This is a genomic window from Actimicrobium sp. CCC2.4 (genome assembly GCF_034347385.1).
GTDB lineage: Bacteria > Pseudomonadota > Gammaproteobacteria > Burkholderiales > Burkholderiaceae_D > Actimicrobium.
The window spans coordinates 533,667-551,352 of record NZ_CP133777.1 but is presented as its reverse complement, the minus strand read 5'-3'; the positions used below and the strand labels follow the sequence as shown (position 1 = coordinate 551,352).

At 60.4% G+C, this 17,686-nt stretch carries 18 protein-coding genes; 6 read left to right on the top strand and 12 right to left on the bottom strand.

The genetic code is table 11. The features are described from left to right. Positions 1-12: 12 nt before the first annotated feature. Positions 13-1,182 (top strand): alkane 1-monooxygenase, encoded by a 1,170-nt coding sequence (locus tag RHM62_RS02595; protein ID WP_322124028.1) that lies wholly within the window; start codon positions 13-15, stop codon positions 1,180-1,182. After that, positions 1,179-2,852: a GMC family oxidoreductase gene (locus tag RHM62_RS02590; RefSeq protein WP_322124027.1), complete on the top strand. Its 1,674-nt coding sequence runs from the start codon at positions 1,179-1,181 to the stop codon at positions 2,850-2,852. The genes RHM62_RS02595 and RHM62_RS02590 overlap by 4 nt, the downstream gene beginning before the upstream one ends. Here the strand turns inward: RHM62_RS02590 and RHM62_RS02585 are convergent. The 11 genes from RHM62_RS02585 to RHM62_RS02535 all read right to left on the bottom strand — a co-directional run bounded on the left by RHM62_RS02585 (position 2,797) and on the right by RHM62_RS02535 (position 13,856). Beyond that, positions 2,797-4,035, bottom strand: coding sequence for an AmpG family muropeptide MFS transporter (locus tag RHM62_RS02585; RefSeq protein ID WP_322124026.1), 1,239 nt, complete (start codon positions 4,033-4,035; stop codon positions 2,797-2,799). The two genes, RHM62_RS02590 and RHM62_RS02585, sit on opposite strands and share 56 nt — an antisense overlap. Continuing rightward, on the bottom strand, positions 4,035-4,646 hold the full coding sequence (gene metW / locus RHM62_RS02580) for a methionine biosynthesis protein MetW (protein ID WP_322124025.1): 612 nt from the start codon (positions 4,644-4,646) through the stop codon (positions 4,035-4,037). The genes RHM62_RS02585 and metW overlap by 1 nt, the downstream gene beginning before the upstream one ends. Further along, on the bottom strand, positions 4,643-5,794 hold the full coding sequence (metX, locus tag RHM62_RS02575; protein WP_322124024.1) for a homoserine O-succinyltransferase MetX: 1,152 nt from the start codon (positions 5,792-5,794) through the stop codon (positions 4,643-4,645). The genes metW and metX overlap by 4 nt, the downstream gene beginning before the upstream one ends. Before the next feature lie 395 nt (positions 5,795-6,189). Next, on the bottom strand, positions 6,190-7,941 hold the full coding sequence (ptsP, locus tag RHM62_RS02570) for a phosphoenolpyruvate--protein phosphotransferase (protein WP_322124023.1): 1,752 nt from the start codon (positions 7,939-7,941) through the stop codon (positions 6,190-6,192). Positions 7,942-7,966: 25 nt separating this feature from the next. Then, positions 7,967-8,236, bottom strand: coding sequence for an HPr family phosphocarrier protein (locus RHM62_RS02565; RefSeq protein ID WP_322124022.1), 270 nt, complete (start codon positions 8,234-8,236; stop codon positions 7,967-7,969). 60 nt (positions 8,237-8,296) lie between these two features. Beyond that, positions 8,297-8,704 (bottom strand): PTS fructose transporter subunit IIA, encoded by a 408-nt coding sequence (locus tag RHM62_RS02560; protein WP_322124021.1) that lies wholly within the window; start codon positions 8,702-8,704, stop codon positions 8,297-8,299. Between the two features lie 46 nt (positions 8,705-8,750). Continuing rightward, positions 8,751-9,695, bottom strand: coding sequence for a glutathione synthase (gene gshB, locus RHM62_RS02555; protein ID WP_322124020.1), 945 nt, complete (start codon positions 9,693-9,695; stop codon positions 8,751-8,753). Next, entirely contained in the window at positions 9,695-10,993 is a 1,299-nt protein-coding gene (gene gshA / locus RHM62_RS02550) for a glutamate--cysteine ligase (RefSeq protein WP_322124019.1), read from the bottom strand. Before gshA ends, gshB begins: the two co-directional genes overlap by 1 nt. A 222-nt stretch (positions 10,994-11,215) precedes the next feature. Beyond that, positions 11,216-12,763 carry an ammonium transporter gene (locus tag RHM62_RS02545; RefSeq protein WP_322124018.1) on the bottom strand — a complete coding sequence of 516 codons (1,548 nt, stop codon included), beginning with the start codon at positions 12,761-12,763 and terminating at the stop codon, positions 11,216-11,218. Between the two features lie 10 nt (positions 12,764-12,773). Further along, the gene (locus RHM62_RS02540) at positions 12,774-13,112 is read right to left on the bottom strand and encodes a P-II family nitrogen regulator (protein ID WP_009667189.1); all 339 of its coding nucleotides are present in this window, start codon (positions 13,110-13,112) and stop codon (positions 12,774-12,776) included. Positions 13,113-13,124: 12 nt separating this feature from the next. Further along, on the bottom strand, positions 13,125-13,856 hold the full coding sequence (locus tag RHM62_RS02535) for a TorF family putative porin (RefSeq protein WP_322124017.1): 732 nt from the start codon (positions 13,854-13,856) through the stop codon (positions 13,125-13,127). A 233-nt stretch (positions 13,857-14,089) separates the two neighbouring features. Between RHM62_RS02535 and RHM62_RS02530 the strand changes: the two genes are divergently transcribed. From RHM62_RS02530 to RHM62_RS02515, 4 genes are all read left to right on the top strand, one after another. Further along, positions 14,090-14,335: an accessory factor UbiK family protein gene (locus tag RHM62_RS02530; RefSeq protein WP_322124016.1), complete on the top strand. Its 246-nt coding sequence runs from the start codon at positions 14,090-14,092 to the stop codon at positions 14,333-14,335. Positions 14,336-14,488: 153 nt separating this feature from the next. Then, a complete protein-coding gene (locus tag RHM62_RS02525; protein ID WP_322124015.1) occupies positions 14,489-16,012 on the top strand; it encodes a YifB family Mg chelatase-like AAA ATPase in 1,524 nt (507 codons plus the stop codon). Between the two features lie 90 nt (positions 16,013-16,102). Further along, on the top strand, positions 16,103-16,630 hold the full coding sequence (locus RHM62_RS02520) for a hypothetical protein (RefSeq protein ID WP_322124014.1): 528 nt from the start codon (positions 16,103-16,105) through the stop codon (positions 16,628-16,630). Positions 16,631-16,750: 120 nt separating this feature from the next. After that, on the top strand, positions 16,751-17,095 hold the full coding sequence (locus RHM62_RS02515; RefSeq protein WP_322124013.1) for a DUF1840 domain-containing protein: 345 nt from the start codon (positions 16,751-16,753) through the stop codon (positions 17,093-17,095). An 85-nt stretch (positions 17,096-17,180) separates the two neighbouring features. Here RHM62_RS02515 and RHM62_RS02510 read toward each other — a convergent pair whose 3' ends face one another. Further along, positions 17,181-17,663: a GNAT family N-acetyltransferase gene (locus tag RHM62_RS02510; protein WP_322124012.1), complete on the bottom strand. Its 483-nt coding sequence runs from the start codon at positions 17,661-17,663 to the stop codon at positions 17,181-17,183. Between the last annotated feature and the right edge of the window lie 23 nt (positions 17,664-17,686).

The following is a 17,686-nucleotide window of genomic DNA, read 5'->3' as shown; positions in this document are numbered from 1 at the left end:
GAGACAACCCGCATGTCAACTTCCGCCCCCGTGGTGCCGTATGTCGACCACAAACGCTTTGCCTGGATGCTCTCGCTGCTGATCCCGATGTCGATCGCCACCGGCCCGCTGCTATGGCAGTGGCATCCGGTGACGCTGATGCTGTGGCTGCCGGTTTTTTTTACGTATGGCATCGCGCCGCTGATCGATCTGGCGATGGGCACCGACACCAGCAATCCGCCCGAATCGGCGGTGCCGGCGCTGGACGCCGATCCGTACTACCGGCGCGTCACGTTTGCGCTGGTGCCGCTGCTGTGGGGTGCCTTCATTTACGCGGCCTGGTTCAGCCAGAGCGTGGTGCTGTCGTGGCAGGCGCAGCTCGGGCTGATCCTGTCGACCGGCGGCGTCGGCGGCTTCTGCATCAACCTCGGTCACGAGATCGGCCACAAGCGCGCCCCGCTCGAGCAGTGGCTGGCGCGATTGATCCTGACACCGACCTTCTACGGCCATTTCACGGTCGAACACAATCGCGGCCACCACCGCGATGTCGCCACGCCAAATGATCCGGCCTCATCGCGGATGGGCGAGTCGATCTGGCGCTTCGTACTGCGCGAAATGCCGGGTGCGTTCAGCCGTGCATGGACGCTCGAAAAAGCCCGCCTGCATGCCGACGGCCTGCCGTTCTGGTCGCTGCACAATGCGATCCTGCAGCCGGCCCTGATCACATTTGCGCTGTGGGGCGCGCTGTGTCTGTGGCTGGGTCCGCAGGTGCTGCTGTTCCTGCTGCCGGCGGCGCTGTGGTCGAACTTCCAGCTGACCTCGGCCAACTACATCGAGCACTACGGCCTGCTGCGCCAGGTCAGGTCAAACGGCCGGGTCGAGACCTGCAAACCGCAGCATTCGTGGAACAGCAACCATGTCTTTTCGAACTGGGCCACCTTCCATCTGCAACGCCATTCCGACCACCATGCCCATCCGCTGCGACGCTTCCAGTCGCTGCGGCATTTCGATGCGGCGCCGCAGCTGCCGAACGGTTATTTTGGTATGTTCACGGTCGCGTATTTCCCGCCGCTGTGGTTTGCGGTGATGGATCGGCGGCTGGTCGCCGCAGTCGATCGCGATCCGGACCGGATCAACTTTGCACCGGGTCAGCGCGAGCGGCTGATGGCGCGCCATGGGCTGGTGGCAAAGGAGCAGGCATGAATACCAACTTCGATTTCGTCATCGTCGGTGGCGGTACCGCCGGCTGCGTGCTGGCCGCGCGCCTGAGTGCCGACGGCAACTACCGCGTCTGCCTGCTCGAAGCCGGCGGCGACGGCCGCGACCTGCTGATCCGCCTGCCTGCCGGCGTGGTCGCGATGATGCCGGGCAAGCCGGTGAAGATCAATAACTGGGCTTTCGACACGGTGCCGCAAGCCGGTCTGGCCGGGCGCAAAGGTTATCAGCCGCGCGGCAAGGCGCTTGGCGGTTCGTCGGCGATCAATGCGATGCTATACGTGCGCGGCAATGCCGCCGATTACGACGAATGGGCCAGTCTCGGCTGTGACGGCTGGTCGTATGCCGAGGTGCTGCCGTACTTCAAGAAATCAGAAAACAACCAGCGCGGCGCGAGTGCCTTGCGCGGCGATAGCGGGCCGTTGCAGGTGGCCGAACAGCAGAGTCCACGCCCCGTATCACAGGCCTTCGTGGACGCCTGCGCCGAAAACGGCATCGCGCCGAATCCCGACTACAACGGCCCGGTGCAAGAGGGCGCATTCCTGTATCAGGTCACGCAATTCCATCAGGGCGAGCGCAATGGCCAGCGCTGCTCGGCGGCTGCCGCGTACCTGCATCCGGTCATGGACCGCCCCAACCTGACGGTCCTGACGCGAGCGCATGCGCACCGCATCCTGTTCGATGGCACGCGCGCCATCGGTATCGAATACCAGCAGGATGGCAAGGTCCAACAGGTGCGGGCCAGCCGCGAAGTGGTGCTCAGTGGTGGCGCGTTCAATTCGCCGCAATTGCTGATGCTGTCCGGCGTCGGCCCGCAGGCAGAACTGGCGAAGCACGGCATCGCGCCGGTGCAAGTGCTGGAGGGCGTCGGGAAGAATCTGCAGGATCATCTGGATTGCGTGATGTCGTTCCGCTCGAAAGACACGGACATGTTCGGTATCGGCCTGGGCGCGCTGGCGACCCAGATCAGCGCGTACCGGCAATGGCGACGCGATGGCACCGGCATGATGGCCACGCCGTTCGCCGAAGGCGGTGCATTTTTCAAATCGTCGCCCGGGGTGTCACGGCCGGACCTGCAATTGCATTTTTGTATTTCGATAGTCGATGACCATGCCCGCAAACTGCATCTGGGCTACGGCTTTTCGTGCCACGTCTGCGTGGTGCGACCGGCCTCGCGCGGGACGGTTTTCCTCAACAGTAGCGATCCGCTGGCGCCACCGGGCATCGATCCGCAATTCCTGTCGGACGAGCGCGACCTGCAACTGCTGCTGGCCGGCACCCGGACCATGCGCAAGATCCTCAATGCGCCGGCGCTGGCGAGCTATCGTGCCAAGGAGCTATACACCGAGCACGTCCGCACCGAGGCCGAACTGGAGCAATACGTGCGCACGCATTCAGACACGATTTACCATCCGGTCGGCACCTGCAAGATGGGCGTTGATGCGCTGGCCGTGGTGGACCCGCAGCTACGGGTTCATGGTCTGCGGCAGTTGCGCGTGGTCGATGCGTCGGTGATGCCGCGCCTGATCGGCGGCAATACCAACGCACCGACCTTCATGATTGCCGAGAAAGCGGCCGACATGATCCTGGCTGCGGCGAGCCCTACTTCTGCGACCACGGCGCAATCTTCGGCAACAGTAGCATCCCCGGTATCGTGAGCGCGAAGCACACGAAGAAGAACAGGAACCAGCCGGTCTCGGCCACGATGTAGCCGGCCGAGGCATTGATGAAGGTACGCGGCACCGCTGCCAGGCTGGAGAACAGCGCGTACTGGGTGGCGGTGTAGCGCGGGTCGGTGGCGCGCGAGAGGAAGGCGACGAACGCGGCCGAGCCGAGCCCGGTGCTGCCGAAGGCTTCAAACGCGATCACGGTGCCGAGTACCAGCGGATCGGGCCCGACATAGGCCAGCCACGCAAAGCCGAGCACGGCCACCGCCTGGATCGCACCGAACACCCACAGCCCGCGATTGATGCCGAGCTTGAGCATCCAGATACCGCCGACGATGCCGCCGGCCAGGCTGGCCCACAGGCCGGTAGTTTTGGCGATGACGCCGATCTGGGTCATGCTGAAACCGAGGTCGAGATAGAACTTGGTCGACAGCGCAGTGGCCATGCTGTCGCCCAGCTTGAATAGAAAAATGAAGGCCAGAATCCACAACGCATGACGCCAGCCATCGCGCGCAATGAACTCGCGAAACGGCAGCGTCACTGCTTGCGCCAGGTTCTTCGGCGGCGCGCCGTACTGCGCCGGTTCCTTGACCAGCAGCGTGCACAGCAGGCCAGGCAGCATGAACGAGGCGGTAATCCAGAACACCGGTTCCCACGGCATCCGGTCAGCGAGTATCAGCGACAGCGCACCCGGCACCATGCTGGCGACCTTGTAGGCATTGACGTAGACCGCCGCGCCGAGTCCCTGCTGGTTGTCGGGCAGGACTTCGCGCCGGTAGGCATCGACCACGATGTCCTGACTGGCCGACAGAAACGCGACCAGGCTGGCCATCGCCGCTACCAGCGAAATCTGCGTCAGCGGATCGAGCATGCCCATCGTGCCGATGGCCAGAAACAGCGCTGCCTGCGTGAGCGCCATCCAGCCGCGCCGGCGTCCGAGCGAACCGAACTGGTAGCGGTCCATCAGCGGCGACCAGAGAAATTTCCAGGTGTACGGAAACATCACCAGCGCGAACAAACCGAGCGCCTTGACGTTCAGGCCGGAGGTGGCCAGCCAGGCTTGCAGCAAATACAGCAGGATGAACAGCGGCAGGCCGGAACTGAAGCCGAACACCAGGATCGCCAGCATGCGGCGGTTCATGTACTCGCGCCAACCCACGTGGATAGCCGTCATCAAGCGCTACCGGTTTTCTTGAGGCGAAACACCGCCAGATTACCGCGCCAGTTCGGCAGGAAACGCACCGGACGGCCATCGTGCAGCGAGACGCATTCGAGCACATCGAGGCCGACCTGATTGGCCAATTCTTCGAAATCCTTGATCGTCGCGCAGCGCAGGTTGGGCGTGTCGTACCACTCGTAAGGCAGACTTTTCGAGACCGGCATGCGCCCGCGCAACAAGGCCAGACGATGCGGCCAGTAAGCAAAGTTCGGAAACGAGACGATCGCTTCGCGACCGACCCGGGCAATATCGGTCAGCACGCCTTCGACGTTCTTCATCATCTGCAAGGCAGACAGGCACAGCACCGTGTCGAAGGCGCTGTCGGCGAACATCGCCAGGCCGGCTTCCATGTCCTGCTGGATCACCGAGACACCGCGTGCGATGCAATCGGGGATCTTGTCGTCATCGATTTCGACGCCGTAGCCGTGGCACTGCTTGTCAGTTTGCAGGTAGTCGAGCATGACGCCATCGCCGCAACCGAGGTCGAGTACTTCGGTGTCGGCACGCACCCAATGGGCGATGAAGGCGAGGTCGGGACGCAGGGCGCTGAGTTCATTGAAATTCATGCGCAGCTTTCGGACTGAAGTGCATTCCACACGTTCTGGTAATAGGCACGGACCACGTTCATGTAGCGCGCGTCGTCCTGCAGGAAGGCATCGTGGCCATGCGGCGCATCGATTTCGGCATAGGTAACGCGGCGACGATTGTTGACCAGCGCCTGCACCATCTCGCGGCTGCGTTCAGGGGCAAAGCGCCAGTCGGTCTGAAAAGATACCAGCAGGAATTCGGCCGTGGTCTTGGCCAGCGCCTTGGTCAGGTCGCCGCCATAGGCGCGCGCCGGATCGAAATAATCGAGTGCTTTCGTGATCAGCAGATAGGTGTTGGCGTCGAAGTACTGGGCGAACTTGTCGCCCTGGTAGCGCAGGTAGGATTCGATTTCGAAATCGACGCCGAAGCCGAACTGATATTCGCCGGAGCGCAGGTCGCGGCCGAATTTTTCGGCCATGTCGTCATCCGACAGATAGGTGATGTGGCCGACCATGCGCGCCACCCGCAGGCCGTTTTTCGGCACCACGCCATGTGCATAAAAATCACCGCCGTGGAAATCCGGATCGGTCAGGATGGCCTGGCGGGCAACGTCATTGAAGGCGATATTCTGGGCTGACAATTTGGGGGTCGAGGCCACCACCACGCAATGGCGCAAGCGCTGCGGAAACAGCAGGCTCCAGGCCAGCGCCTGCATGCCACCCAGCGAGCCGCCCATGACGGCGGCAAATTGCACGATGCCGAGCGCATCGGCCAGCCGGGCTTGCGCCTGTACCCAATCTTCGACGGTAACGACCGGGAAACTCGCGCCGTAGGGTTTGCCGGTGGCAGGATCAGCGTGCATCGGCCCGGTTGAACCGAAGCACGAGCCGAGGTTGTTGACGCCGATGACGAAGAAGCGATCAGTATCAACCGGCTTGCCGGGACCGACCATGTTGTCCCACCAGCCCGGGCTGACCGGCTCGCCGTTGGCATCGGCATGCAGGCCGGCGACATGGTGCGAGGCGTTCAGCGCATGGCAGACCAGCACTGCGTTGGAGCGCGCCGCGTTGAGCGTGCCGTAGGTTTCATAGGTCAGCGCATAACCGGCCAGCGACGCGCCGCTTTGCAGCGGCAGCGGGGTCGGGAAATGCATCGATTGCGGGGTGACGATTCCGAGGGATTTCATGATGACAGCGCGCGGTTGCCGGAGCAGCCGCCGGGAAACTCCTTGCAGGACAGTGAACGGGGCGAGCGTGGAACAGAGAGACTGCGGCGCAATAAAAAAGCCCGATAGGCGATTCGGGCTAAGGGTGGGCTTGGGATGCAAGCGCGCTTTAGCCGTATTTTTTACGCGCCCGCAAGCTGATCTCAAATCGGCGCCAAGGGCACAGAATAACCAAGTCGCCGGAGCGCGTCAAACGCCCCGCCATGAGCGCCGGAAATGTGCGTCGCTCACCACGCATCGGTCGCGTGGGCACGGGGATTTCGTGCCCACGCGAGCACATCACAACGGTTCGGTGAGGCGCACGCGTGGGAACGGTAAGGCTGTGCCCGGCCTACGATTTCATGGCACCGCCTTGACTACAACGCCGCCAGCCGTTCCACGCCCTCGGTAATGGCACGCGGTTCAATGGCACGCAATATTTTTTTGGTCTGCGGCACCAGCAGGCGCAAGTCGCTGTTGAGCACTTCCTGCTTGACCGGCAGCAGCTGCGACGGATGCATCGAAAACTCGCGCAGTCCCATGCCAAGCAACAGCCGGGTCAGATGGGTATCGCCGGCCATTTCGCCACAGACGGCGACCGGCACGCCGTGCTTGGCACCGATGGCAATCGTGTTCGAGAGCAGGTACAGGATGGCCGGATGCAGCGGGTTGTACAGATGCGCGACTTCGTGGTCGACGCGGTCGATCGCCAGCGTGTACTGGATCAGGTCGTTGGTGCCGATCGACAAAAAATCGAGGCGCTTGACGAACAGCGGCAGCGTCAGCGCGGCAGCCGGGATCTCGATCATGGCGCCGACTTCGATGGCTTCGTCGAATCTTTTGTTGGCCGTGCGCAGCTGGGCCTTGGCTTGTTCGATCATCACTAGCGTCTGGTCGATCTCGAACGCATGCGAGAGCATCGGCACCAGCAGGCGCACCTTGCCGAAGGCCGAGGCACGCAGGATGGCGCGCAACTGGATCAAAAACATTTGCGGCTCGGCCAGGCAAAAGCGGATCGCGCGCAAGCCAAGGGCCGGATTGAGCGCGGTCTGCTCGGCCGTGTCGAGCGGTTTGTCGGCACCGATGTCGAGCGTGCGGATCGTCACCGGCCGGCCTTTCATCGCCACCACGGCCTTGCGATAGGACTCGAATTGCTCGTCCTCGGTAGGCAGCTTGTTGTTGTAGCCGGTGCGTCCCATGAACAGGAATTCGGAGCGGAACAGGCCGACGCCGTTGGCGCCGGCATCGAGCGCGGCGGCGCAATCGTCGGGCAGCTCGATATTGGCCATCAAATGAATCTCGGTGCCGTCGATGGTGATGGCCGGGGTCTTCTTGAGCTTACTGAGTTTTTTGCGCTCGCGGATCAGGCGCGCCTGGCGTTCGCGGTATTGCTCGAGCACTTGCGGCGACGGGTCGACAATGACGACGCCGGCATCGCCATCGATGATGACCCAGTCGTCCTGGTCGATCAGGGCCGAGGCGTTGAACATGCCGACTGCGGCCGGGATGTCGAGGCTGCGCGCGACGATGGCGGTATGCGAGTTCTGACCACCGACATCGGTGACGAATCCGGCAAACGAACGGTCGCGGAACTGCATCATGTCGGCCGGCGAAATATCATGCGCGACGACAATCATGTGGGAGATTTTTTCTTCGCTGCCGGACGGTGTCGGGATGGTCGTGGCGGTCCCGGTCAGCACTTTCAGGATGCGTTCGCCGACCTGCTGGATATCGGCCTTGCGTTCGCGCAGATACGGGTCTTCGACTTCATCGAACTGCGCCGACAGTTCGTCGATCTGCGTGACCAGCGCCCATTCGGCGTTGTAGTAGCGCTTGCGAATAATATTGAGCGGCACTTCCGAGAGCATCGGGTCCGACAGGATCAGCACGTGCACATCGATGAAGGCGGCCAGCTCGGCCGGCGCATCCTTGGGCAGGTCGCGCCAGATCGATTGCAGTTCGCCATGCACGGTCCGGATGGCGTCTTTCAGACGGGCGACTTCGGCTTCCATCTGGTCTTGCTCGATCAGGTAATGCTTGACGTCGAGCGTCGCCGGCGTGAGCAGATGCGCGCGCCCGATCGCGATGCCGCGCGAGACTGAAATGCCGTGGAGCGTAAAAGAGGCCATCGGGGGTCCGTCTTCAGTGTGAGGGTTATTCGCCTTCGCCGAACTTGTTGTCGATCAGCTCCTGCAATGCGGTGAAACAGGCTTGTTCGTCGGAGCCGTCGGTTTCCAGCAAGACCTTGGTGCCCTTGCCGGCGGCCAGCATCATGACGCCCATGATCGACTTGGCATTGACACGGCGCTTGTTGCGCGTCAGCCAGACCTCGCTCTGGAATTTTGCGGCCAGCTGGGTCAGCTTGGCCGAGGCGCGTGCATGCAGGCCCAGCTTGTTAATGATTTCAAGTTCTTGCTGGATCATGGTCAGGTCTTGTCGGAGGAGTCAGTAAAAAAGTATCGCAAGAAAATATCGACAGGGCTGTCAGTTCGGCGACAGCCGGACCCGGTTATCGACCCGGACCACACCGCTCTGCCCGCCTGCCAGCGCCATCTCGACGACGACATCGAGCGTGTCGTGACGGTAGGTCAGGGCCCGCAACAGCATCGGCAGGCTGATACCGGCAATGACTTCGACGCGCCCCGGATCGTGCAATGGCAACGTGCAGTTGGAAGGCGTGCCTCCCATCACATCGGTGATCACGAGCACGCCATCGCCGGCGTCGAGACGCTCGATGACCACCTTGGCCAGACGCTTGACTTCGCACGGGTCCTGGTCGGCGCAGACATCGACCGCTTCGAGCCGCTCGGGACGCGCGCGGAAAACATGCGAGGCCGCATCGATGAAAGCTTGTCCGAGCGGCGCATGCGTCAACAAAAGAATACCAACCATAAATTATTCCAAGAGCCCATCAAAAGATTGGTCGCCTGCCGGTCGATTACGCCTGACTGCCTTTTTCCAGCGCATCGACAAACATGCCCGCCACATTGAATCCGGTTTGCTGCCGGATTTCCTGAAAACAGGTCGGGCTGGTGACGTTAATTTCCGTCATACACCCGCCAATGACGTCCAATCCTACCAGCAACAGTCCGCGCGCTGCCAGTATCGGGCCGATGCCATTGGCGATTTCCAGGTCACGCTCTGACAAAGGCTGGGCCACGCCGACACCGCCGGCAGCCAGGTTGCCACGGATTTCGGTGCCCTGCGGAATCCGCGCCAGGCTGTGCGGTACCGCGACGCCATCAATGAGCAGGATACGTTTGTCACCCTTGACGATCTCGGGGATGTAGCGCTGCGCCATGATGGTCTGGTGGCCGTTGGCGGTCAGCGTTTCGATGATCACGCCGAGGTTCATGGCGTCATCCTTGATGCGGAATACACCAGTGCCGCCCATGCCATCGAGCGGCTTGAAAATAACATCACGATGCTCGGCATGGAACGCGCGCAGACGCTGCTCGTCGCTGGTCACCAGCGTCGGTGTGGTGTATTGCGGAAACTGCAGGATGGCCAGTTTTTCATTGTGGTCGCGGATTGCGGCCGGCTTGTTGACGACGCGCGCGCCCTGGCTTTCGGCCAGCTGCAGCAGGTACGTGGCGTAGACATATTCCATGTCGAACGGCGGATCCTTGCGCATCACGACAACGTCAAAATCGACCAGCGAGCGGGCTTCGCGCGGCGTGGCGCGGTACCAGTCGAGCGGCTCGCCGGTCAGCGTCAGTTGTGCCACGTTGGCGGTGACGGCACCGCCGGTGACAGCCATCTCGCGCGCCTCGAAGGCGTAGATCTGATGCCCCCGCGATACGGCCTCGGCCATCATCGCGTAGGTCGAATCCTTGTACGTCTTGAAGCCGTCCAGCGGATCGGCAATGAAGGCAATTTTCATTAGTAGACTTCCGGGTTGGGATCGGTTTTTTCGAGTTCGATCGAGGCGGCCAGCAAGGCCAGCCGCGCTACCACGCCGTACAGATAAAAACGATTCGGCGCCGCCGTACCGGGCTTGGCATGCATGTCCGGCAACGAGTGCTGCTGCGCAAACGCGAGCGGGACAAAATGCGCGCCGGGAGCATTGAGATTTTCATTGATGTCGCGGTCGGCATGCACACGGTAATAACCACCGACGACGTAGCGGTCGATCATCATGACCACCGGCTCGGCCACCGAGTCGTTGATCCGCTCGAAGGTATGCACGCCTTCCTGCAGGATCACGTCGGTGACTTCGAGGCCATCCTTGACCACGGCCATCCGGCTGCGCTGCTTGCGATCCATGCTGCGCACTTCACTGCCTTCCTTGACCGTCATGATGCCCATGCCATAGGTGCCGGCATCGGCCTTGATGATCACGAACGGGGTTTCCTTGATGCCGTATTCGCGGTACTTCTTGCGGATCTTGGTCAGCAGCGCGTCGACCTGGACAATTAGTGCATCTTCACCGGAATGATCATTGAAATCGACCTGGCCGCATTTGGCAAAGTATGGGTTGAGCATCCACGGGTCGATGTCATTCATCTTGGCGAACTTCTTGACGACATCGTCGTAGGCCGAAAAATGATTGCTCTTGCGACGCACGGCCCAGCCCGCATGCAGCGGCGGCAGCAGGGTCTGTTCATTGAGGTTGTCGAAAATTTCCGGGATACCCGCCGACAGGTCATTGTTGAGCAGTATCGTGCACGGATCGAAGTTCTTCAGACCAAGACGGCGACCGTTGGCTGAACGCTCCAGCGGTTCCAGCGTCAACGTGGTGCCATCGGGCAGGTCGATCGGCGTCGGGCCCGTGATGTCGGGTGAAAACGAGCCGAGACGCACATTCAGGCCGGTCTGGCGGAAAATCTGCATCAGGCGGGCGATGTTTTGCAGGTAGAACGAATTGCGGGTATTGCCTTCCGGGATCAGCAGCAGGTTCCTGGCATCGGGGCAGTATTTCTCGATCGCAGCCATCGCTGCCTGGACGGCCAGCGGCAGCATTTCCGGTGCGAGGTTGTTGAAACCACCCGGATACAAATTGGTATCGACCGGGGCCAGCTTGAAGCCGGCATTGCGCAAATCGACCGAACAATAAAATGGCGGGGTGTGCTCTTGCCATTCGAGGCGGAACCAGCGTTCGATAGCCGGCGTGTTGTTGAGAATTTTCTTTTCGAGATCGAGAAGCGGGCCATTCAGGGCCGTGACGAGATGCGGAACCATTTATGCCTTTGACTGAGCGGTGCAGGGTGCGCCTGCAAGATGGAGCAGATTCTAACGGTTATCGTCGTGCGGGGCTTGCGAGAGCCGGAAACCCGCCCTGAACACAGGTCAGGACAAAACCACTTTTTTAAACCCGGGTACGAAAAAAAGCGCTTCACGGGAAGCGCTTTTTTGTCGTCTGCCAGCACCAGGCGGGCAGACGACATGGACTGCAATAGTGGATCAGGAGTGGTAAGCCGACTCGCCGTGGCTGGAGATATCCAGACCTTCGCGCTCATCTTCTTCCACGACCCGCATGCCGATGATCATGTCGACCAGCTTGTAGGCGATCAGCGATACCACTGCCGACCAGATCACTGTGGTGATCACGCCTTGTGCCTGAATCCAGACCTGACTGGCGATCGAGTAATCCGGCGACATCTTGTTGGCGACGTAGTCATAAATACCTTGACCGCCAAGCGATGGCGCAGCAAACACGCCGGTGAGCAAGGCACCGAGGATACCGCCGACACCATGGACACCAAATACATCGAGTGAATCATCGGCACCCAGCAGGCGCTTGAGACCACTGACACCCCACAGGCAGATCACGCCGGACAACAAACCGATTGCCAGGGCACCCATCGGGCCGACAAAACCGCAGGCTGGCGTAATGGCGACCAGGCCGGCAACCGCACCGGACGCTCCACCGAGCATCGATGGTTTGCCTTTGGTCAGCCATTCGGCAAAGATCCACGAGGCTGCCGCAGCAGCTGTTGCCAGCAACGTGTTGACGAAGGCCAGCACGGCAATGTCATTGGCTTCGAGTGCTGAACCGGCGTTGAAACCGAACCAGCCCACCCACAACAGCGAGGCCCCGATCATGGTCATCGTCAGCGAATGCGGCGCCATCGATTCCTTGCCGTAGCCAACCCGCTTGCCAATCACGTACGCACCGACCAGACCAGCAACAGCGGCGTTGATATGCACCACGGTACCGCCCGCAAAGTCGAGCGCACCTTTTTGCCACAACCAGCCGGCCTTGGCCGACTCGGAAGCCAGCGAAGCAGCGTCCTTGATGCCATCCGGACCAGGCCAGAACCAGACCATGTGCGCAACCGGCAGGTACGAGAAGGTGAACCAGATCACGATGAACATCAGCACCGCAGCGAACTTGGCGCGCTCAGCGAAGGCACCAATGATCAGGCCGCAGGTAATCGCAGCGAAGGTTGCCTGAAACACCACGAAGATAAACTCGGGAATCACGACGCCCTTGCTGAAGGTAGCGGCAGTAGCGAAGGTGCCCTTGACCGGATCAAAGATTCCGTTAAGGAACAGACGATCGAATTTACCAATGAAGGCACCGCCCTCGGTAAAGGCCAGCGAATAGCCATAGATGCACCACAGGACAATGATGACCGCGAAGATCGTGAAGACTTGCATCAGGATCGACAACATGTTCTTCGAGCGCACGAGGCCACCGTAGAACAGCGCCAGGCCGGGGATCGTCATCAGGATGACGAGGCAGGTAGCGACCATCATCCATGCCGTATCACCTTTGTTTGGCACTGGTGCAGCGGCAGCAGGTGCTGCCGGCACGGCCAATTCACCGGCGGCGGGAGCAGCAGCGGTGGCAGCAACCGGAGCAGGTGCGTCAGCGGCAGGAGCCGCGACAACGGCCGCTTCGACCTTGGCCGGGGCTACTTCATCGGCAGCCACGGCGGCAGGTGCGAAGCCGACGGCCAGCAAGAGCGCGCCGGCAGCCAGGAAGCTTGCAAACTGTTTTTTCATGAATAACTCCTTAAAGGGCTTCTTTGCCGGTTTCACCGGTACGGATACGCACGACATGCTGCAGATCGTAGACAAAAATTTTGCCGTCACCGATCTTGCCGGTGCGGGCAGCGGTTTCGATTGCCTCGATTGCGCGGTCGACGATGGCGTCATCCACGGCGGCTTCGATTTTTGTCTTCGGCAGGAAATCAACGACGTATTCGGCACCGCGATACAGCTCGGTGTGCCCCTTCTGACGACCGAAACCCTTGACTTCGGTCACGGTAATGCCTTGAACGCCGATGGCGGACAAAGCCTCGCGGACCTCGTCAAGCTTGAACGGTTTGATGATGGCGGTAATCAGTTTCATGACTGGCCTCGATTAGAAAGTTTTGCTGATGGCAACGACGAGTGCTGTTTTGCCGTTGTCTTTGCCCGAAGGAGTCGAGTAAGCGCCCGTTTTGGCATCGGTACCGATTACTGCCAGGCTGCCGCTGAGGAAGCCGAAGTCTTTCGTCACGCCGACCTTGTAGTCGGTATAACTGAAGCCCGAATTGTTCTTGACCGACTGGTGACCGACATGCAGGTTCAGTACGGTGCCTTCGGCGACGTCGATGTTGGCGCCGATATCGAGGTAGCCGCTATTTTTGCTGTTAGCGAAACCGAACAGGTCGGTGACCGAATGCGAGTACTTGACATAGCCCGGACCGTAGCCGACCTGACCGTAGATCTCAGTTGTGTTGGCGCTAGGGTTGAGCTTGTTCGATGGGTAGACATAGGTCAGTACGCCGACGTCATACGACACGTCTTTGATGATTTCACCGCGCTTGCCGCCATAAATATCGAGTTCGATGTCGCCCTTGCCGCCGGCGTCCTTGATCCACTTGATGGATGAGGCCCATGTACCCACATAGAAACCAGTCGGGTTGTTGACGAAATCCGCCCCGGCCGAGATGGCTGGCTTCAGGCGCGATTGCGAAATGCCGCGATAGCGGTAATCCGATGACAAGGAAGCGTTGAAGCTCAGCTCGTTGTCAGGTTTGGCGTCTTCTGCATGAGCAAAATTACCCATAAAGGTGGCTGCGATGGCCGTAACGAGAAGTAGTTTTTTCATTTTGTTTCCCTGCTTGAAGTTTATGGATAAAAAAGACGGTGCGACTTTGGGTTTCGATCTACATTAGCAGGACTCGTGCCACCCTTTTTTGACATGAAAAAGTGTCTTTTAGGTAAATAACCATTGTCTGCCACGGCAACAATAGCGCGGCTTTTGATTCAACTGCACCAATTTATGGCGCGCCACCGATGGACGCACATTTACGGTGCCTTACTACCCGGAAAGGTAACAACATGGACAAGAGCAATTTTTTTACTGATATGCAAAACAAGATTAGCCAGGCCATTGAGAATTCGCCGGCCAAGGACATCGAAAAGAATGTCAAGGCAATGATGTCCCAGGGATTTTCGAAACTCGACCTGGTCACCCGCGAGGAGTTCGATATCCAGGCCCAGGTGCTGGAAAAAACACGTACCCGCCTCGAGGCGCTTGAACTTCAGGTGACGGCACTCGAAACACAATTGAACAAGCCGGCGTAAATAAGCCGACATCATTATTCGATCCGGGTGGCGCACTCCGCGCTATCCGGCCTGCGTCTGCTGCAGATCAATATTCGTCGTCATTCCTTATTGCAAACTTGCTCGCGATCACATCGATCCGAACCGCTGTTCCAGCAAGAATGCGATCCCCCCATGAGCCTTGCCGTACTCAAAAGCCGTGCCCTGGCCGGCATGCAAGCCCCCCAGGTAACCGTGGAAGTCCATCTTGCCAACGGCTTGCCGGGCTTCATGATCGTCGGATTACCGGAAACCGAGGTCAAGGAATCGCGGGATCGGGTTCGCGCCGCACTCCAAAACGCCCGCTTCGAATTCCCGGCCCGACGCATCACCGTCAATCTCGCCCCCGCTGACCTGCCCAAGGAATCAGGCCGGTTTGACTTGCCGATTGCACTCGGTATCCTGGCCGCATCCGGACAGATGCCGGCGGGTGAACTGGATGATTACGAGTTTGCAGGCGAACTGTCTTTGTCCGGCGAACTGCGACCGGTACGCGGGGCCCTCGCGATGACCTTTGCAATGCATCGCGGCGACGATCCGGGCCGCGCGCGACGCGGATTCATCCTGCCGCGCGCCAGCGCCGATGAAGCCGCGCTGGTCAAGGATGCCCTGATCTATCCGGCCAACTCGCTGCTGGAAGTCTGCGCGCACTTCGCGGCCGCCGACGGCAATAGCCGGCTAGCCCGTCACCATTGCAAGGCGGAACCGGTTCTCGATGTCTATCCTGATTTTGCCGATGTCAAAGGACAGTTGCAGGCCAAGCGCGGGCTCGAAATTGCCGCAGCAGGAAATCACAGCGCCCTACTGATTGGCCCGCCCGGCACCGGCAAATCGATGCTGGCCGCGCGTTTCGCCGGCATCCTGCCACCGATGACCGACGACGAAGCACTTGAATCGGCCGCCGTGCAATCACTGTCTGGCGGATTCACGGCTACCCGCTGGAAAGTACGACCGTTCCGCTCGCCGCATCACACGGCGTCTGGCGTGGCACTGGTGGGCGGCGGCGGCACGCCCCGTCCGGGCGAGATTTCGCTGGCCCATCGTGGCGTCCTGTTCCTCGACGAATTACCGGAATTTGATCGCCGCGTCCTCGAGGTCTTGCGCGAGCCGCTGGAATCAGGCCGCATTACGATTTCACGGGCCGCGCGACAAGCCGACTTTCCGGCACGTTTTCAGCTCATCGCCGCAATGAATCCCTGTCCTTGCGGCTATACCGGCCACCCTTCCGGCCAGTGCCGCTGCACGCCAGACAATGTTGCACGCTATCAAAGCCGGATTTCCGGGCCGCTGCTTGACCGCATCGATATGCAAATCGTTGTCGCCGCGCTGCCGCATGCAGACCTGCTGAAGGCCGCAGGTGGCGAGGCCTCGGCCGTCATTGCGCTCCGTGTCAAGGGTGCCTTCGACCGCCAACACCTGAGGGCGGGCAAGACCAATAATTTGCTGTCAACGAGCGAAGTCGATCTCCACTGCCAGCCCGAGACAGCCGCTGCCGAGCTGTTGCATGCGGCGATGCTGCGACTGAACTGGTCAGCACGCTCTTACCATCGCGTGCTCAAGGTTGCACGCACGATTGCCGATCTTGCTGGAGCCGTTCAGATCGGGTCCCAACATGTCGGCGAGGCCATCCAGTACCGCCGCGGCTTGCGCGAGCAATGACCCGCGCTGACCATGCCGCTTTTACCGGACGCATACCGGGCAGGGTCCAACTCCTCCATGCCGGCGTGCGGCCCTGTTACCATGCTCGCCATGAAAATCCTCCACCCGAACTCCGTGAAATACGTCGCCACCCTCTTGCTGATGACTCTGCTGACGCTGATGGCGGGCTGCACGCCCAGCCATGACTGGCGGGAAGTCCGTGGTAGCGATGGGGCATTTTCGATACTGATGCCGGCCAAGCCTGCAACGCTGACGCGGCAGATTGATCTTGATGGTGTCAAGGTATCCATGAGCATGATGGCTGCCGAAATCGATAACGTCACGTACGCGGTCGGCAGCGTCGAACTGGCCGATGACAGTGCGGCAAAAATAGCGCTGCTGGCAATGAAAACCGCAATGGTCAGGAATATCAGCGGCACCGTCCTGCGCGAAAAATCTGCGGGAAGCACCATCGACCTGGAAGCCCGCGGAGCGCCAACCGGAGGCGCGCCACGCCTGCTCATCGCGCGCTTCGTCAGCAATAACAAACGGGCCTATCAGGTCATCGTTACCGGCCCTGAAAAAGCCATTGCCCGTGAACAGGTCGACACTTTCATGACGTCCTTTAAGCTGCCATGAGATCCTGCGAACCGAAAACAAATCAATAAGCGACCCGGCACACAGCGTCGTCGCCACAGTAACGCTACACTGCGTCAGCCAGATGTCGGCCTCACTAACATCAAAAACAGGGAATACGCCATGCTCGTTACTTTCAAATCCAAAGCCGCAGGCGAAGTCACCATGTATCAGGTGCACGCGCGCCGCCTGCTCGACCTGCTGCATAAAGATGTCGCACGCGGTGTTATCACTGCCGAAGAAACCGGCCATGCGCTGGCTGTTCTCGAAGCACAGGTCGCAGCCAGCCGCCTGCATCCAGCCTCTGATGAACTCGAACATGATGTGCGTGCGCATCATGGCGATGATGGTGACGACAATGGGCACGAGCCGACAACGGCAGTCACCTTTTCGGCACGCGCCTATCCGTTGATGGAAATGCTGCGCGCGGCCCATGCTGGCAAAAACGATATTTTGTGGGGAGTTTGACGCCTGGCTTCACACTCCGTAACGCTCACGTCGGACAGGATGGCCCGGCTGCACTGCGCGCCCGGCCAGCCTGGTCAGATTTTTATCATGGCACCAGCGCCTTGGTCATGATGTGCGACTGCATGCCGAAACCCGCTGCGTCATAGAAGCCGATCGCTGCACCGTTGGCATCAAACACTTCCAGCCGGATTTCTTCGGCAGCCTTGCCCCTCGCCCACCGCTCGTTTTCGTCGAGCAACAGCTTGCCAATCCCTTGCCCCTGCAGGGAGGCCGTCACAACGACAGTGCCAATATGGCAGACCGCCCGTGACCGCAGGAACGGTGTTTCTGCAGGCAACAACATCCGGGCGCGCAGCAACCCCACCACCCGCTGTTCCCGCACCGCCAGTAGCAAGATGCCCTCGCCATCGTCAATCGCGACACGCCAGAAGTCCGCATCGCGTTCGATGCCGGGCGGAGCAGAAAAAACATGGGGACTATGGGCGTAGTGCTGCGAGTTGATTTCTTCTGCCAGGCAGCAAATTGCAGCATGGTCGCTGTGGGTTGCTCGTCGGATATCAGTCAACATGCCTATCTTCTTTCTTCAGAAAA

Coding starts and splice junctions, on each gene's coding strand:
- metX (WP_322124024.1), bottom strand. CDS start 5,794: ATGAAATCCCTCGGAATCGTCACCCCGCAATCGATGCATTTCCCGACC.
- RHM62_RS02530 (WP_322124016.1), top strand. CDS start 14,090: ATGGACAAGAGCAATTTTTTTACTGATATGCAAAACAAGATTAGCCAG.
- RHM62_RS02545 (WP_322124018.1), bottom strand. CDS start 12,763: ATGAAAAAACAGTTTGCAAGCTTCCTGGCTGCCGGCGCGCTCTTGCTG.
- RHM62_RS02535 (WP_322124017.1), bottom strand. CDS start 13,856: ATGAAAAAACTACTTCTCGTTACGGCCATCGCAGCCACCTTTATGGGT.
- RHM62_RS02590 (WP_322124027.1), top strand. CDS start 1,179: ATGAATACCAACTTCGATTTCGTCATCGTCGGTGGCGGTACCGCCGGC.
- RHM62_RS02540 (WP_009667189.1), bottom strand. CDS start 13,112: ATGAAACTGATTACCGCCATCATCAAACCGTTCAAGCTTGACGAGGTC.
- gshA (WP_322124019.1), bottom strand. CDS start 10,993: ATGGTTCCGCATCTCGTCACGGCCCTGAATGGCCCGCTTCTCGATCTC.
- RHM62_RS02585 (WP_322124026.1), bottom strand. CDS start 4,035: ATGACGGCTATCCACGTGGGTTGGCGCGAGTACATGAACCGCCGCATG.
- RHM62_RS02525 (WP_322124015.1), top strand. CDS start 14,489: ATGAGCCTTGCCGTACTCAAAAGCCGTGCCCTGGCCGGCATGCAAGCC.
- gshB (WP_322124020.1), bottom strand. CDS start 9,695: ATGAAAATTGCCTTCATTGCCGATCCGCTGGACGGCTTCAAGACGTAC.
- RHM62_RS02520 (WP_322124014.1), top strand. CDS start 16,103: ATGAAAATCCTCCACCCGAACTCCGTGAAATACGTCGCCACCCTCTTG.
- RHM62_RS02510 (WP_322124012.1), bottom strand. CDS start 17,663: ATGTTGACTGATATCCGACGAGCAACCCACAGCGACCATGCTGCAATT.
- RHM62_RS02595 (WP_322124028.1), top strand. CDS start 13: ATGTCAACTTCCGCCCCCGTGGTGCCGTATGTCGACCACAAACGCTTT.
- ptsP (WP_322124023.1), bottom strand. CDS start 7,941: ATGGCCTCTTTTACGCTCCACGGCATTTCAGTCTCGCGCGGCATCGCG.
- metW (WP_322124025.1), bottom strand. CDS start 4,646: ATGAATTTCAATGAACTCAGCGCCCTGCGTCCCGACCTCGCCTTCATC.
- RHM62_RS02515 (WP_322124013.1), top strand. CDS start 16,751: ATGCTCGTTACTTTCAAATCCAAAGCCGCAGGCGAAGTCACCATGTAT.
- RHM62_RS02560 (WP_322124021.1), bottom strand. CDS start 8,704: ATGGTTGGTATTCTTTTGTTGACGCATGCGCCGCTCGGACAAGCTTTC.
- RHM62_RS02565 (WP_322124022.1), bottom strand. CDS start 8,236: ATGATCCAGCAAGAACTTGAAATCATTAACAAGCTGGGCCTGCATGCA.